General features: G+C 70.4%; 11 protein-coding genes. 6 read left to right on the forward strand and 5 right to left on the reverse strand.

The window, feature by feature from the left end:
- Positions 1-172 precede the first annotated feature (172 nt).
- From ACIHEJ_RS17790 to ACIHEJ_RS17805, 4 genes are all read left to right on the forward strand, one after another.
- Entirely contained in the window at positions 173-928 is a 756-nt protein-coding gene (locus tag ACIHEJ_RS17790; protein ID WP_400136213.1) for a TIGR03089 family protein, read from the forward strand.
- Between the two features lie 146 nt (positions 929-1,074).
- Positions 1,075-2,244 carry an LCP family protein gene (locus tag ACIHEJ_RS17795; protein ID WP_400136215.1) on the forward strand — a complete coding sequence of 390 codons (1,170 nt, stop codon included), beginning with the start codon at positions 1,075-1,077 and terminating at the stop codon, positions 2,242-2,244.
- 229 nt (positions 2,245-2,473) lie between these two features.
- Entirely contained in the window at positions 2,474-4,231 is a 1,758-nt protein-coding gene (locus tag ACIHEJ_RS17800; RefSeq protein WP_400136218.1) for an LCP family protein, read from the forward strand.
- 130 nt (positions 4,232-4,361) lie between these two features.
- The gene (locus ACIHEJ_RS17805) at positions 4,362-5,960 is read left to right on the forward strand and encodes an LCP family protein (protein WP_400137461.1); all 1,599 of its coding nucleotides are present in this window, start codon (positions 4,362-4,364) and stop codon (positions 5,958-5,960) included.
- Positions 5,961-6,017: 57 nt separating this feature from the next.
- On the opposite strand, the gene ACIHEJ_RS17810 is transcribed toward ACIHEJ_RS17805, so the two are convergent.
- On the reverse strand, positions 6,018-7,046 hold the full coding sequence (locus ACIHEJ_RS17810) for a glycosyltransferase family 2 protein (RefSeq protein WP_400136220.1): 1,029 nt from the start codon (positions 7,044-7,046) through the stop codon (positions 6,018-6,020).
- Between the two features lie 251 nt (positions 7,047-7,297).
- Here ACIHEJ_RS17810 and ACIHEJ_RS17815 point away from each other — a divergent pair, with 251 nt between their 5' ends.
- The gene (locus ACIHEJ_RS17815) at positions 7,298-8,671 is read left to right on the forward strand and encodes an LCP family protein (protein ID WP_400137462.1); all 1,374 of its coding nucleotides are present in this window, start codon (positions 7,298-7,300) and stop codon (positions 8,669-8,671) included.
- A gap of 21 nt (positions 8,672-8,692) precedes the next feature.
- On the opposite strand, the gene ACIHEJ_RS17820 is transcribed toward ACIHEJ_RS17815, so the two are convergent.
- Positions 8,693-10,399, reverse strand: a complete 1,707-nt coding sequence (locus ACIHEJ_RS17820) for an LCP family protein (protein WP_400136223.1) — start codon at positions 10,397-10,399, stop codon at positions 8,693-8,695.
- Positions 10,400-10,604: 205 nt separating this feature from the next.
- Positions 10,605-11,180: an acyl-CoA thioesterase gene (locus ACIHEJ_RS17825; protein ID WP_400136225.1), complete on the reverse strand. Its 576-nt coding sequence runs from the start codon at positions 11,178-11,180 to the stop codon at positions 10,605-10,607.
- A gap of 92 nt (positions 11,181-11,272) precedes the next feature.
- Between ACIHEJ_RS17825 and ACIHEJ_RS17830 the strand changes: the two genes are divergently transcribed.
- The gene (locus ACIHEJ_RS17830) at positions 11,273-12,592 is read left to right on the forward strand and encodes an LCP family protein (RefSeq protein ID WP_400136228.1); all 1,320 of its coding nucleotides are present in this window, start codon (positions 11,273-11,275) and stop codon (positions 12,590-12,592) included.
- A 62-nt stretch (positions 12,593-12,654) separates the two neighbouring features.
- Here ACIHEJ_RS17830 and ACIHEJ_RS17835 read toward each other — a convergent pair whose 3' ends face one another.
- Positions 12,655-13,017, reverse strand: coding sequence for a four-helix bundle copper-binding protein (locus ACIHEJ_RS17835; RefSeq protein WP_400136230.1), 363 nt, complete (start codon positions 13,015-13,017; stop codon positions 12,655-12,657).
- Between the two features lie 161 nt (positions 13,018-13,178).
- On the reverse strand, positions 13,179-14,336 hold the full coding sequence (locus ACIHEJ_RS17840) for an acyl-CoA dehydrogenase family protein (RefSeq protein WP_400136233.1): 1,158 nt from the start codon (positions 14,334-14,336) through the stop codon (positions 13,179-13,181).
- Positions 14,337-14,510 lie beyond the last annotated feature (174 nt).

Here is a 14,510-nt window from a genome sequence, read left to right on the forward strand (position 1 = left end):
GAGATATGTCCATGCGCGCGGTTTCGCCCCGAACAGGCCGAGTTTCACGCGGCAGTGGTAGCGGTGGCTACTGCGGATGACGGAGGGGGCTTGCAGGCGACCGCGGTCGCGGACCGGGCCGTCCGCCTGCGGCGCTCGGTGCCCGTGTCCGCCCGCGCGTACGCTGTGCCGGGTGAACGCCACCGATCGCACCCCAGCCGACCTGCTGTCTTCCGCGCTCGCCGCCGACCCCGGCCGTCCCCTGGTGACCTTCTACGACGACGCCACGGGCGAACGCGTCGAACTGTCCGTGGCCACCCTCGCCAACTGGGTGGCCAAGACAGCCAACCTCCTTCAGGGCGAGTTGTCCGTCGCACCCGGCGACCGGGTCGCGCTGCTGCTGCCCGCGCACTGGCAGACGGCCGTGTGGCTGCTGGCCTGTTCCTCGGTGGGCGCGGTCGCGGACGTCGGCGGGGAGCCGGCGGCGGCCGACGTGGTGGTCAGCGGCCCGGACTCGCTCGACGCCGCGCGGGCGTGCACCGGTGAGCGAGTGGCGCTCGCCCTGCGGCCGTTGGGCGGGCGCTTCCCCGAGCCTCCGGCCGGGTTCGTCGACTACGCCGTCGAAGTGCCGGGGCAGGGCGACCGGTTCGTCCCGTTCGCGCCGGTGGATCCGGAGGAGCCGGCGCTGGTCGTGGCCGGCCGGGAGTTCAGCGGGGCGGAGGTGGTCGAGCGGGCCTCGGCCGAGGCGCCGTCACTGGATCTGACGGGGCCCGGTTCGAGGCTGCTGTCCGCTCTGCCGTACGACACCTGGGAAGGGCTGAGCGCGGGGCTGTTCGCGCCGCTCGCCACCGGCGGATCGGTGGTGCTGTGCCGGCATCTGGACCGGCTGGCCGAGGAGAGCCTCGCCCAGCGGATCGAGAGCGAGCGGGTGACCGCGGTGCGCCGCTGAGCAAGGGTTCCCCCGGGTCGTTCGCCCGGCCGTCCCTCGGCCGGCCCCCCGGTCGGAGTACTACAGGGGGCTCGCCGTCCCTTCCCCCGCCATCGTCGTAGGAGCAGGACGTGACGCTCGTACGCCCATGAGGGGGTGCCCCGGCCGTGACCGACACCGCAGGCGAGCCCCTCGGCCCCGGTCTCGGGGCCTCCGCCACCGGGACCGGGCTGGTACGGCGGCGCAGGCGGCGGTGGGTGAAAGGGGGCGCGCTCGGTGTCGGCGTGTTCCTCGTGGCCGCCGCCGGGGCCGGGTGGGCGGTCTACGCCAAGCTCAGCGCCAACATCACCGCCGACGAGGCCGCCGCCCGGGAGCTGGCCCGGTACGAGCGGGAGCGGCCCACCGCGCTGGTGCGGGGTGCGCAGAACATCCTGCTGATCGGGTCCGACACCCGGGCCGGGGACGGCAACGGCGCGTACGGGCGGGACCTGGGCAGTGAGCGGTCCGACACGGCGATCCTGCTGCACCTGGCCGCCGACCGGCGCAGCGCCACGGCCGTCTCCCTGCCCCGGGACCTGATGGTGGACGTCCCGGGCTGCCTGCGGGCGGACGGCACCCGCAGCGAGCCGGTGTTCGCGATGTTCAACCACGCCTTCCAGGTGGGCGGTTCGGCGTGCACGATCCGGACCGTCGAGAAGCTGACGGACGTACGGATCGACCACCACATGGTCGTGGACTTCAGCGGGTTCAAGGAGATGGTCGACGCCGTCGACGGGGTGCAGGTCTGTCTGAAGGAGCCCGTCGACGACGCGGCGGCCAAGCTGAAGCTGCCCGCGGGGAGGGTCACGCTCGACGGGGAGCAGGCGCTCGGGTACGTGCGGGCCCGCAAGTCGCTCGGCGACGGCAGCGACACCGAGCGCATGGAGCGTCAGCAGCGGTTCCTCGGCGCGCTCGTCGACAAGGTGCAGAGCAACGACGTCCTGCTGAATCCGGTGAAGCTGTACCCGGTGCTGGACGCGGCGACCTCGTCGCTGACCACCGATCCGGGCCTGGCCAGTCTGCGTGGCTTGTACCAGTTGGTGCGTGGGCTGCGCGACATCCCCACCGAACAGGTGCAGTTCCTGACGGTGCCGAGGGAGTCGTACGTCTACGACACCAACCGTGATCAACTCGTGGAGCCGGAGGCCGAGAGGCTTTTCACGCGGTTGCGGGCCGACGAGCCCGTGGTCGTGGCCCGGCACGACCCCGATCAGGCCCCGGGAGGGAACGGAAGGAGCGCTCCGTCGCCGCCGCCGACCTTCCGCGGGAACACCGCCGCCGAGCACCCGTGTACGTGAGGGGCGGGCCGGCCACGGTCGCTCCGCTCGGCAAATGAGGCGGATTGCCCGGTTGTAGGAACAGAGAATTTGTCACCGGCGTCGCTCGACGCTGAACTGGGCGGATAGTGTGAGCGATCCGGTGCACCTGACCGCGAGATCCGTCCTGGGGTCATGCACTGATTCACCGAGACCCGAGCGCCTCTGGGGGGAAGGCGCCGCGTGGCCCCGACGGAGGATTCGGACAACCGTGGACGCGCAGAGCCGTGGGCGGGCGGACAACATCGACCCCGCAGATCAGTGGGTACTCAATCCGAACACCGGCGAATACGAACTGCGACTGACCCCTTCCGCACCGCAGTCACCGGTCCCCGGGCCCCGCAGGCCGTCCCCCCGGGCAGGTGGCGGCGCACCGCGCCGGCGCAACGACTCGGCGCCCGGCGAAACCCGGGAGATGCGCGCGGCCGGCAAGGGGTCCGTCCCTCCGCCGCGGTCGGCCCGCAGGCGGGGCGGCGAGCCGGAGGCACCGCAGGGCCGGCGTGCGGCCCGGCGGCCGGTGAAGAAGAAGTCGAGGGCCAAGAAGGTGCTGGCGTGGACCGCCGGCGGTACGGCGTTCGTGCTGGTCGCCGTCGGCACGGCCGGCTACCTGTACCTCAAGCACCTCGAGGGCAACGTCACCACGACCGACGTCGGCGACGCGGGTTCGAAGAGCTTCAGCAAGGACGAGGCCTTCAACATCCTGATCATCGGCACCGACAAGCGGACCGGTAAGGGCAACGAGGGCTACGGCGACAAGAACTCCGTGGGCCACGCGGACACCAACATCCTGCTGCACGTCTCCAAGGACCGGACGAACGCGACCGCGCTGAGCATTCCGCGTGACCTGATCGTCGACGTCCCGGACTGCCCGACGAAGCAGCCCGACGGCAGCACGAAGGTCATCTCCGGCACGGAGAACGTGCGCTTCAACACCAGCCTCGGCCAGGACGGCCGGGACCCGGGCTGCACCATGCGCACCGTGGAAGAGACCACCGGCATACACGTCGACCACTTCATGATGGCCGACTTCAACGCGGTGAAGACCCTGACCAGCGCGGTGGGCGGGGTCGAGGTGTGCGTCGCGCACCCGGTGAACGACAAGGAGTCCCATCTGAAGCTGCCCGCGGGCAAGTCGGTGGTGGAGGGCGAGCAGGCGTTGGCCTTCGTCCGCACCCGGCACAGCTTCGGCAACCAGGGCGACCTGGACCGCATCAAGGCGCAGCAGCAGTTCCTGGGCTCCCTGATGCGCAAGATGTCCTCCAGCGACACGCTGACCAACCCCTCCAAGGTGCTGGACCTGGCCGAGGCGGCCACCAAGGCGCTGACCGTCGACAGCGCGATCGGCCATGTCAGCACCTTGAAGGACATCGCGATGGAGATGAAGAAGGTCCCGACGAAGAACATCACCTTCACGACGGTGCCGGTGGTGGACAACCCCGCGGAGAAGGTGCACGCGACGGTCGTCGTCAACGACGCGACGGCACCGGCCGTGTTCGACGCCATCAAGAACGACGTCTCCTTCACCGACGTGAAGAGGAAGCAGAAGGCGGCCAAGGACGCCGCCGCCGCACGGCTGAAGGGCAGCAGGTCGGCGCCCTCCGAGGTGCGGGTGCGGATCCTCAACGGTGGCGCCGAGGGAGGCAGCGCGCAGGAGACCCTGTCCTGGCTGCAGACCGACAAGGGCGTGCTGAAGTCGGAGAACGCGGGCAACGCCCCGGCCGAGCTGAAGAAGACCACGCTGGAGTACGGCCCCGACCAGGCCGCCCAGGCCCGGGAGCTGGCCGCGCTGATGGGGCTGCCCGGGTCGGCACTGAAGCCCGGCAAGAGCGTGACCAATGCGCAGGGGCTGCCGGCGATGACGCTGACCCTGGGCAAGGACTTCAAGGGGGCGGGCGTGTCGCTCACCACGCCGGCCAAGGCGCCGGACGTCGACAAGTCCACGGCAGACAAGGTGAAGTGCGCCTCGTAGGTAACCCAACGGGTCCGTCGTGCGTCTAACTCGGCGCGGGACGGACCCGTTGCATGGCGCAAGGGTGGGGAGGGCAGGAAGTTTGGCGCAGAGCGATGTGCGCGGAAAGGCTCCCGCGGTGGACGACACGATGTCGCTCGCACCGCAGGCCTCGGACGCGTCGGGGGGCGCAGGCCGGCATGGTGGCGGGCGGCGCAAGGGCGGCACGAAGGCCGACGGGCGGCGACGCAGACGGCGCGCTCTGCGCTGGTCGGCGACCGTACTGGCGGTGGTGATACTCGGGACGGCCGGCGCCGGTTACCTGTACTACCAGCACCTCAACGGCAACATCCAGAAGGGCGCGCGCAGCAGCGGCGACTCCAAGGCCCGCAGGACCGCGCCCAACGCGGCCGGGCAGACCCCGCTGAACATCCTGCTGATCGGCTCGGACAGCCGTAACTCGGCGGAGAACCTGAAGCTCGGCGGCAGCAAGGACAGCGTCGGCAGCCCCCCGCTCGGGGACGTGCAGATGCTGATCCACCTGTCCGCGGACCGCAAGAGCGCCGCCATGGTGAGCATCCCCCGCGACACCCGCGTCCACATCCCTGAGTGCAAGGACCCGGAGACCGGCAAGGTCTACCCGGAGACCAACGACATCATCAACACCACCCTGGCCCGGGGCGGGGCCGGCTGCACGCTGTCCACCTGGGAGGACCTCACCGGCGTCTACATCGACCACTGGATGACGATCGACTTCTCCGGTGTGGTGCGGATGGGCAACGCCGTCGGCGGTGTCGACGTCTGTGTGCGGCAGAACGTGTGGGACCGCTCGACGCCCGATCAGCGCGGCGGCTCCGGGCTGAAGATGCGGGCGGGGACGCACAAGGTCAAGGGCGTGCAGGCGCTGCAGTGGCTGCGCACCCGGCACGCCTGGGGCAGCGACCTGATGCGGGCCCGGGCCCAGCACATGTACCTGAACTCGATGATGCGCACGTTGCGCCAGCAGAACGTCTTCACCGACACCGGGCGCCTGATGGACCTGGCCGAGGCGGCCACCAAGTCCCTGAAGGTCTCCGAGGAGATCGGTACGGTCAAGAAGCTGTACGACCTGGCCATGGAGATGAAGTCGGTGCCGTCCGACCGCATCACGTCGGTGACGATGCCCAACGTCGAGGACCCGCTGAACCCCAGCAACCACGTGGTGCCGGACAAGGCCAACGCCGACAAGCTGTGGGAGATGCTCCGCGACGACGTGCCGCTGGACAAGCACGGCAAGAAGCCGGCCGCGAAGCAGGCCTCCGACAAGACCGGTGCGAGCAAGGCTCCGTCGACGGACCCGGGCCGGCTCGGGGTGCTGGTGCAGAACGCCACCCGGTCCTCGACCGAGGCCGCGGTGCCGCAGCGGGCGCGGGCGATCGGCCAGGCACTGGTGCAGGCGGGCTACGGCAGGGCGCAGGCCGACACCTCGGGAGCGCTGTCCGCGGACAAGACGGTCGTGAAGTACCCGAGCGCGGACCTGGAGGGTGACGCCCAGGCGGTGGCCGAGGCCCTGGGGATCCCGGTGAGTTCGGTGCAGAAGTCGACCGACGTCTCGGGCGTGACGGTCGTCGTCGGCGCGGACTGGCGCACCGGCACGTCCTATCCCAAGCAGTCGAAGCCGAAGGCCGGAGACCTGCCGGAGGGCACCGACGCGGTCAACGGCTCGGACAAGTCGAAGTGCATGGACGTCTACAAGCCGTACCAGTGGTGACCCGGTGAGAACACGGCAGGGGCCCCTCCTCGGAAAGGAGGGGCCCCTGCCGTCGTCTCAGTGGGAGCTGAGCACCGCCGGGCGCCGGGAGGCGATGACCTTCTTCGCCAGGGACCTCGGGCTGGTCAGGAAGCCCCAGCCCCACGACATGTGCATGGTGGCGAGGGCCACCGGGATCTGCAGCCGGGCCTTCAGCGGCAGGCCCTTGCCCGCGGGGAGCGACCCGGCGGCGATCGCCGCGAGGTAGCCGCCGGGGACGACGAAGCCCCACGGGGTCAGTGCGGCGCCGACCACGATCCCGGCGGCGATGGCGCACACGGCCGTCGGCGGGGCGAGGTAGCGCAGGTTGATGGAGCCCGAGTGGTAGCGGGCGACGACGTGCCGCCAGCGGCCGTAGTCCTTGTACTGCTTGCCCAGGGCGCGCACGCTCGGCCGGGGCCGGTACGACACCTTCAGCTCGGGGGAGAACCAGATGAGGCCGCCCGCCTCACGTATGCGGAAGTTCAGCTCCCAGTCCTGGGCGCGGATGAACTCCTCGTTGTAGCCGCCCTGCCGCTCCAGGGCCTCGCGGCGGAAGACGCCGAGGTAGACGGTCTCGGCGGGGCCGGCCTGGCCGCCGGTGTGGAAGGCCGCGTTGCCGACGCCGATCTTGGAGGTCATCGCGGCGGCGACCGCGTGCTCCCAGTCGTTCTCGCCCTCGGCGTGCATGATGCCGCCGACGTTCTGCGCGCCGGTCTCCTCCAGGAGCCGGACCGCGGTGGCGATGTAGTTCGGCGACAGCAGGCCGTGGCCGTCGACGCGGACCACGATCGGGTGCCGGGAGGCCTTGATCGCCGCGTTCAGCGCCGCGGGCGTACGGCCGGTCGGGTTCGGGACGGTGTGCACGCGCGGGTCTTCGGAGACCAGCTCGGCGGCGATCTCGTCCGTGCGGTCCGTGGACGGACCGAGGGCGATCACGACCTCCATCTCGCCGGTGTACTCCTGCGCGAGGATCGCTTGGACGGCCCCGCGCAGATGCCGCTCCTCGTTGAGGACGGGCATGATCACGGACACAGCGGGGAGCCGCACGTCGGACTTGGCGTTCATAGGGGCCTCACGTTACCGCGAACGGGGGACACCGGTGCGCGCCACCGGGGCGAGAACGCGGGCTGGAGATCGTATCGGCCTACTGTGCTCACGGATCCCACGTACGGCCTCGTCCGGAGGTGTCCTCCTTGCCCAGCCCGCCTCGGTCTCCCGCGCGCCCGCAGCCCGGTCCGCAGCCGCCCCACCGAGTCCCGCGTCCGCACGAGCGGCCCGTGCCGTCCGCCCGGCCGCCCCGGCGGCCCCGCTGGGCCATGCGGGCCGTGACCACGCTGTCCGTGGTGGTCCTCGCCTCCGCCGGGATCGGGCACGCGGTGGTGACCAGCCTGGACGCGGGCATCGCCCGCATCGACGCCTTCAAGGACATGAAGAACCGGCCCCGCGCGGGCCACGGCATGAACGTCCTGCTGGTCGGCACCGACGGCCGCGACAAGATCAGCGAACAGGAGCGGCGCGCGTACCGGCTGGGCGGTCAGCCCTGCCACTGCACCGACACGATGATGATCGTGCACATCTCGGACGACCGGGAACGGGCCACCGTGGTGAGCCTGCCGCGCGACTCCTACGCCGAGGTGCCCGCGCACACCGACCCGACCACCGGCCGGCAGCACCCGGCGCACGCGCTCAAGCTGAACGGGGCCTACGCCGAGGGCGGCCCCCAGCTGACCATCCGCACCGTCGAGGACTTGACGCACGTGAAGATCGACCACTATCTGGAGGTCGACTTCGCCAGCTTCATGCGGACCGTGGACGTCCTCGGCGGGGTGCAGGTCTGTACGGCGACGCCGCTGAAGGACACGTACACCGGGCTCGACCTCGCGCCCGGCACGCACAGCCTCATGGGCGGACAGGCGCTGCAGTACGTGCGGGCCCGGCACCTCGACGGGGCCAGCGACCTGGGCCGGATGAAGCGGCAGCAGCGGTTCCTGGCCGCGCTGATCGAGCGGGCCGGCTCCTCCGGGGTGCTGCTGAACCCGATCAGGTTCCGGGACGTGACCCGGGCGGTACTGGGCTCGGTCCGCGCCGACGAGGGGTTCGGCGCCGACGAGCTGATCGACCTCGGCCGGGCGATGCGGAACTTCCGCCCGTCCTCCTCCGAGTTCGTCACCGTGCCCATCGGGCAGATGAACTACAAGGTCAAGGGCATCGGCTCGACCTTGAAGTGGGACCGGGCGAGGGCGGAGCAGCTGTTCGCCTCACTGCGCGACGACAAGCCGCTCGCCGTGGCGCCCCCGCACCGCGGACCGGCACCGGTGCCGGTGGAGGTGGACCCGCGGCAGGTCCGGGTGCAGGTGGCGAACGGGACCGGCACGATCGGGCTGGCCAAGCGGGTCGACGCGGCGCTCGCGGCGGCGGGCTTCGCCACGAACCACCAGCCGGTGACCGCGCCCGCCCACGTACCGCGCACGGTCGTCTCCTACGACCCCCGCTGGGACCGCTCCGCCCGCACGCTGGCCGCGGCCCTGCCGGGCAGCGAGCTGCGCGCGGTGCCGGGTCAGGGGCCGCTGATGAAGCTGACGGCCGGCCCCGACTTCAAGGACGTACGGAAGGTGCGGCTGGAGGACCCCACCCGGCCGGACACGACCGTGGTGCGGGGCAGCGAGGTGGTGTGCTCGCAGAACGGGTAGCCCCCGCTGCGGGACCCCGCCTCAGGACGCGCACTTCACCTCGTCGGCCGTCGTCTTCTGCACCGACGGGGACTTCGCCGGGCCGGTGAGGGGGATGCCGGCGCCCTTGAAGTCGGCGCCGAGGCGCAGCACCATCGCGGGCAGGCCCTGGGCGTTCTTCTCGCTGTGGCCCGGCTTCAGGGCGGACGCCGGGAGCCCCATGAGGTCGGCCAGCTCGCGCGCCTGGGCGGCCTGGTCGGGGGCGTACTCCAGGGTCGTCTTCGGCTGGTGCGCGCCCGAGTTGCCGAGCTGGCTGGACTTCGTCACGCCCTTCTGGGTCTGCAGCCAGGACAGGGTCGTCTGGGCGGAGCCGTCGGGGGCGCCCGCGTTGTAGAGGTCGACGCGGACGTCGCCGGCGGCCGAGCGCGGGCCCTTGAGCTTGGCGGACTCCTTCGCCTTCTGCTTCTTCTTCACCTCGGTGAAGGAGACGTCGTCCTCGATCGAGGAGAAGACCTGCTGGGCGGGCCCCGGGTCCTCGACGACGGTCTTGTGGTGGATGCCGTCGGCCGGGTTGTCCTTGACCGGCAGGGTGAGGAAGCTGATGTTCTTCGGCGGCACCTTCTTCAGCTCCAGGGCCACGTCCTTGAGCGTGGTGATGTGCCCGATGCCCTTGTCCACCGTGAGCGCCTTGGTCGCCGTCTCCGCGAGATCCATCAGCCGGCTCGGGCTGGTGAGCGTGGAGTCGGACTTCATCTGGCGGAACATGGAGCCGAGGAACTGCTGCTGGGCCTTGATGCGGTCCAGGTCGCTCTCGTTCGCCCAGCTGTGCCGGGTGCGGACGAAGGCCAGCGCCTGCTCGCCCTGGACCTTCGACGGCCCCGCGGGCAGGTCCAGGTGCGACTCCTTGTCCTTCACGGGGTGCGCCAGGCACACCTCGACACCGCCGACGGCCGTCGTCAGGGTCTTCACGGCGTTGAAGTCGGCCATCATGAAGTGATCGATCTTCATGCCGCCGGCGAGCCGCTCCACGGTACGGACCGTACAGCCGGGGTCGCGGCCCAGCTGGCCGAGGCTCTCGTTGAAGCGGATGCCCTTGCTGCCCGCGATGACCTTGGTCGAGCCGTCGGACTGCCTGGTCGGGCAGTCCGGTATGTCGGTGACCAGGTCCCGGGGGATGCTGAGCGCGGTCGCGTTCGTCCGGTCCTGGGAGACGTGCAGCAGGATGTTGGTGTCGGCGTGACCGAGGCTGTCCTCGAGGTCGCCGTAGCTGGTGTTGCCCTTGCCCTGCCGTCTGTCCGTGCCGATCAGCAGGATGTTGAACGCCTTGTCCTTGCTGAAGGAGTCGCTGGTGGCACCCACGGTGTCCGTCGTCGTGATGTTGCCGTCGAGGTGCTTGAGGTAGAGGTAGACACCGCCCGCACCGGCGGCGAGGACGAACGCGAGGGTGCCGCTCGTCCACAGCAGAATCCTTTTGCCTGTGGACTTCCCACCGGTGGGCCTACGGGCCTTCTTCCCGCGCCTGCGGCTGGGGGCCGCGGTCTCCGCCGGGGCGGCACCGCGGGGCGCGGGCACGGACGGCTTCCCCGCCGAGGGCTGCCGGGTGCCGGGAGCGGAGGGCTGCCGGGCGGCGGGCACGGACGGCTCCCCGGCCGGGCCCGAACGCAGCTCGTACTCCCCCGTCTCCGGGTTCAGCACCCACTGGTCCGAGGGGTCGATGTCGTCGCCCCATCCGCGGCCCTGTGCGTCCACGCCTCTACCCCCCGCCGGGGCCCTGCATCACGCGCCCCGCCCGCCTCACAACCAGTCAGATTGCGCACACACTATCCGCACAGGTCTTCGACGGGCAGCCGCCGTGATACTTGCCACTTCCGTACAACCCCCTTGAGGGCACGGGGAGTTGAACCGGGAGTGACCGAGGGATCACGGAAAGGGCGCAGGACCGGCCGCGCCCTCGCTAGTCCTCGAAGCCCTCCGCCGCGCGCTTCTCGCGCAGCTCGCGGATCGCCCGACGGCGGGCCAGACGGTGGGTACGGCGGATCTGGGCCTCCTGGCAGCGGCGGCGGTCGCGGTCGGTCTCCGGCATCACCGGCGGCACCCGCCGCGGCTTGCCGTCGGCGTCCACGGCCGCGAAGACCAGATACGCCGAGCCGACCTGGGTGGGCGGGGCGGACTCGTTCCAGCGCTCGGCGAGCACCCGTACGCCGACCTCCATGGAGGTCCGGCCGGTCCAGTTCACCTGCGCCTTCACATGGACCAGGTCACCCACCCGCACCGGCTCCAGGAACGCCATCTCGTCCATGGACGCGGTGACGGCAGGGCCACCGGAGTGCCGGCCGGCCACCGCACCCGCCGCATCGTCCACCAGCTTCATGATCACCCCGCCGTGGACCGTCCCCAGCAGGTTGGTGTCGTTGTGGGTCATGATGTGGCTGAGCGTGGTGCGCGAGGCAGAGGTGGGCTTGCCCGGAATGTCAGGTTCCGTGTCCGTGACCTGGTCTGTCATGCCCTCCACCTTATGCCGAAGTGACATTCGCGGAATTTGTGTCAGCTTCGCAACAGCGCCGCTCTGATTTTCCGACAGCCCTTGTACGGCACACGGCGGCGCCCTGCACACTGGGGCGCATGAATGACTGGCCCGAGGGATGGTCCGACGACAATCGCGGCCCGCGCTACGGACACGGCAGTGCCGGCGCGCAGCCGGAGGGTGCCCGTGTGATGCGTCAGGTGCGCCGCGGCCCGGCGGTACCGCCCGGACCGCGCTCGCCGTACGGTGACGGCCCGGCCGCGCCGCCGTACAGCTCCGGTGTCCCGCAGCAGCCGTCGTACGTCGACGGCCAGGGGTACGACGACGGCGCCGGTTACGACGCGTACGACAGCGGCTACAACACGGGCCAGGTCTACGGCGCCCCGGGCGGTCACGGCCCCGGCGGCACGGGGGCGCCCCCTCGGGCCCCGCGGCCCGCGCCGAACTGGCGGCGCCGGATCAAGTGGACCGCGATCACCCTGGCGACCGTGCTGATCGTCACGTCCGTCGCGACCTACTTCTGGGCCGACTCCAAGCTGCGCCGCGAGGTCGACCTGTCCAAGGTCATCGACCGGCCCTCCTCGGGCGACGGCACGAACTACCTGATCGTCGGCTCGGACAGCCGTGAGGGCATGTCCAAGGCGGACGAGAAGAAGCTGCACACCGGCGGCGCCGAGGGCAAGCGCACGGACTCGATGATGATCCTGCACGTCGGCGACAGCGGCGACACGCTCATCTCGCTGCCGCGCGACTCCGACGTGGTCGTCCCGTCGTACCAGGGCTCGACGTCCGGCAAGGTCTACCCGGCGCGGGGCCGGCACGAGAAGCTGAACGCGACCTACGCCGAGGACGGGCCGACGCTGCTGGTCCGCTCGATCGAGTACAACACCGGTCTGCACATCGACCACTACGTGGAGATCGGCTTCCAGGGCTTCGCCAACATCGTGGACGCGGTCGGCGGTGTGGACATCACCATCGACAAGGGCTTCAAGGACAAGTGGTCCGGCGCCGACTTCAAGTCGGGCAAGCAGACCCTGAACGGCCAGCAGGCGCTCGCCTTCGTCCGCACCCGGCACGCCTTCGCCGCGTCCGACCTGCAGCGCACCAAGAACCAGCAGAAGTTCCTGTCGGCACTCGCCCACCAGGTGGCGACCCCGTCGACGATCCTCAACCCCTTCAAGTTCTACCCGGTGATGGGCGCGGGCCTGGACTCCCTGATCGTCGACAAGGACATGTCCCTGTGGGACCTGGCCTCGATGTTCTGGGCCATGAAGGGCGTCCAGGGCGGTGACGGCACCTCGATGAACATGCCGATCTCCGGCTCGACCGGCGGCAACCTCGTCTGGGACAAGGCGAAGGTCAAGACGCTGGTGGACGAGCTGAACCACGACCAGAAGGTCACCGTCTCCGGCACCTGACGGTCACCGCACGACGCTCGAGGGCACCCCGCGGGGTGCCCTCGAGCACGTTCGGGCGGACCTCACATCTTGGCGCCCGCCATGGCGCGGCACATCTCCGCCGCGCGGCGACACGCCTCCGCACAGCGCATCATCTGCTGGTCGTCCGGCATCGCCATACACGCCTCGGCGCACATGTCGCACGCCTTGGCGCACATCGCGCACATCTCGCCCGACATGGGCGAGCGGCGCATCATCATGTCGGCGCACATACGGGTCGTCTCGGAGCAGTCCATGAGGGCACGCATGATCTGCATCTGGGCCTGGCCGCCCATGTGCATGCAGGAGCTCATGGACTCCTCGCACATGGTGTGCGCGGCCATGCAGGCGTTGACGCAGTCCTGCATCTGCTGGGTCATGGGGGTCATCGTTCCGGGCTGGGCCATGGCTCCTCCTGGGGGGGCGGGGACCGGGGAGGGGTCCCGTGTGCTTCCGTCCTACGTCCCCCCGGGCCGCCCCGCATGTGACCGACCGGTCGGGAGGTGCGCCGGGCAGCAGAAAGGCGCCCCAGGGGGCGCCTTCCGAGAGAGCCGTACCGCCCTTGCCGTTACGGCAGGTTGCGGGCCATGACGATCCGCTGGACCTGATTCGTGCCCTCATAAATCTGGGTGATCTTGGCGTCGCGCATCATGCGCTCCACCGGGTAGTCCCGGGTGTAGCCGTAGCCGCCGAGGAGCTGGACCGCGTCCGTGGTGACCTCCATGGCCACGTCCGAGGCGAAGCACTTGGCGGCGGCGCCCAGGTAGGTGAGGTCGGCGTCGCCGCGCTCGGAGGCGGCGGCGGCCTGGTAGGTGAGGGCGCGGGCCGCCGAGATCTTCATGGACATGTCGGCAAGCATGAACTGGATGCCCTGGAAGTCGGCGATCGCCTTGCCGAACTGCTTGCGCTCCTGGACGTAGCCCTTGGCGTAGTCGAGGGCGCCCTGGGCGCAGCCGAGCGCCTGGGCCGCGATGGTGATGCGGGTGTGGTCCAGGGTCTTCATGGCGGTCATGAAGCCGGTGCCCTCCTCGCCGATCATGCGGTCGGCGGGGATGCGGACGTTGTCGAAGTAGACCTCGCGGGTCGGGGAGCCCTTGATGCCGAGCTTCTTCTCCGGGGCGCCGAAGGAGACGCCCTCGTCGGACTTCTCGACGACGAACGCGGAGATGCCCTTGGAGCGCTTCGAGGGGTCCGTCACGGCCATCACCGTGTAGTACTCGGAGACGCCCGCGTTGGTGATCCAGCGCTTCACGCCGTTGAGTATCCAGTGGTCTCCGTCACGGACCGCCTTGGTCTTCATCCCGGCCGCGTCCGAGCCGGCCTCCGGCTCGGAGAGGCAGTAGGAGAACATCCCGTCGCCCTTGGCGAGCGGGGTCAGGTACTTCTTCTTCAGCTCCTCGCCGCCGGAGAGGATCACCGGGAGCGAGCCGAGCTTGTTCACGGCCGGAATGAGGGAGGAGGAGACGCAGGCGCGGGCCACCTCCTCGATCACGATGACCGTGGCGAGCGCGTCGGCGCCGGCGCCGCCGTACTCCTCGGGGACGTGCACCGCGTGCAGGTCGTTGGCGACGAGGGCGTCCAGCGCCTCCTGGGGGAAGCGGGCCTCCTCGTCCACGGCCGCGGCGTACGGCGCGATCTTCGCCTCGACCAGGGAGCGGACGGCGTCGCGGAGCATGTCGTGCTCCTCTGACGGGCGGTACAGGTCGAAGTCAGCCGTTCCGGCCACGGTCTCTCACGCTCCAAAGACGCAGTGATACTGACGCTAATTACCGTTAAGTAACTCAAATTTTAGAGGGCCGCCCGTGGGACGCCTACGTGAGCTACGCGACAGCGGGGAAATTGCCCGCAGGGCGGCCCGACTATGCTCGGCTCCGCATCACCGACGTACCCGATCTGGAGC

The organism is Streptomyces sp. NPDC052301 (genome assembly GCF_044593395.1).
Lineage (GTDB): Bacteria > Actinomycetota > Actinomycetes > Streptomycetales > Streptomycetaceae > Streptomyces.

Excerpts from the sequence above, each read along its gene's own strand:
- ACIHEJ_RS17805 (WP_400137461.1), top strand. The coding sequence starts at position 4,362 with ATGTCGCTCGCACCGCAGGCCTCGGACGCGTCGGGGGGCGCAGGCCGG.
- ACIHEJ_RS17810 (WP_400136220.1), bottom strand. The coding sequence starts at position 7,046 with ATGAACGCCAAGTCCGACGTGCGGCTCCCCGCTGTGTCCGTGATCATG.
- ACIHEJ_RS17815 (WP_400137462.1), top strand. The coding sequence starts at position 7,298 with ATGCGGGCCGTGACCACGCTGTCCGTGGTGGTCCTCGCCTCCGCCGGG.
- ACIHEJ_RS17825 (WP_400136225.1), bottom strand. The coding sequence starts at position 11,180 with ATGTCACTTCGGCATAAGGTGGAGGGCATGACAGACCAGGTCACGGAC.
- ACIHEJ_RS17830 (WP_400136228.1), top strand. The coding sequence starts at position 11,273 with ATGAATGACTGGCCCGAGGGATGGTCCGACGACAATCGCGGCCCGCGC.
- ACIHEJ_RS17835 (WP_400136230.1), bottom strand. The coding sequence starts at position 13,017 with ATGGCCCAGCCCGGAACGATGACCCCCATGACCCAGCAGATGCAGGAC.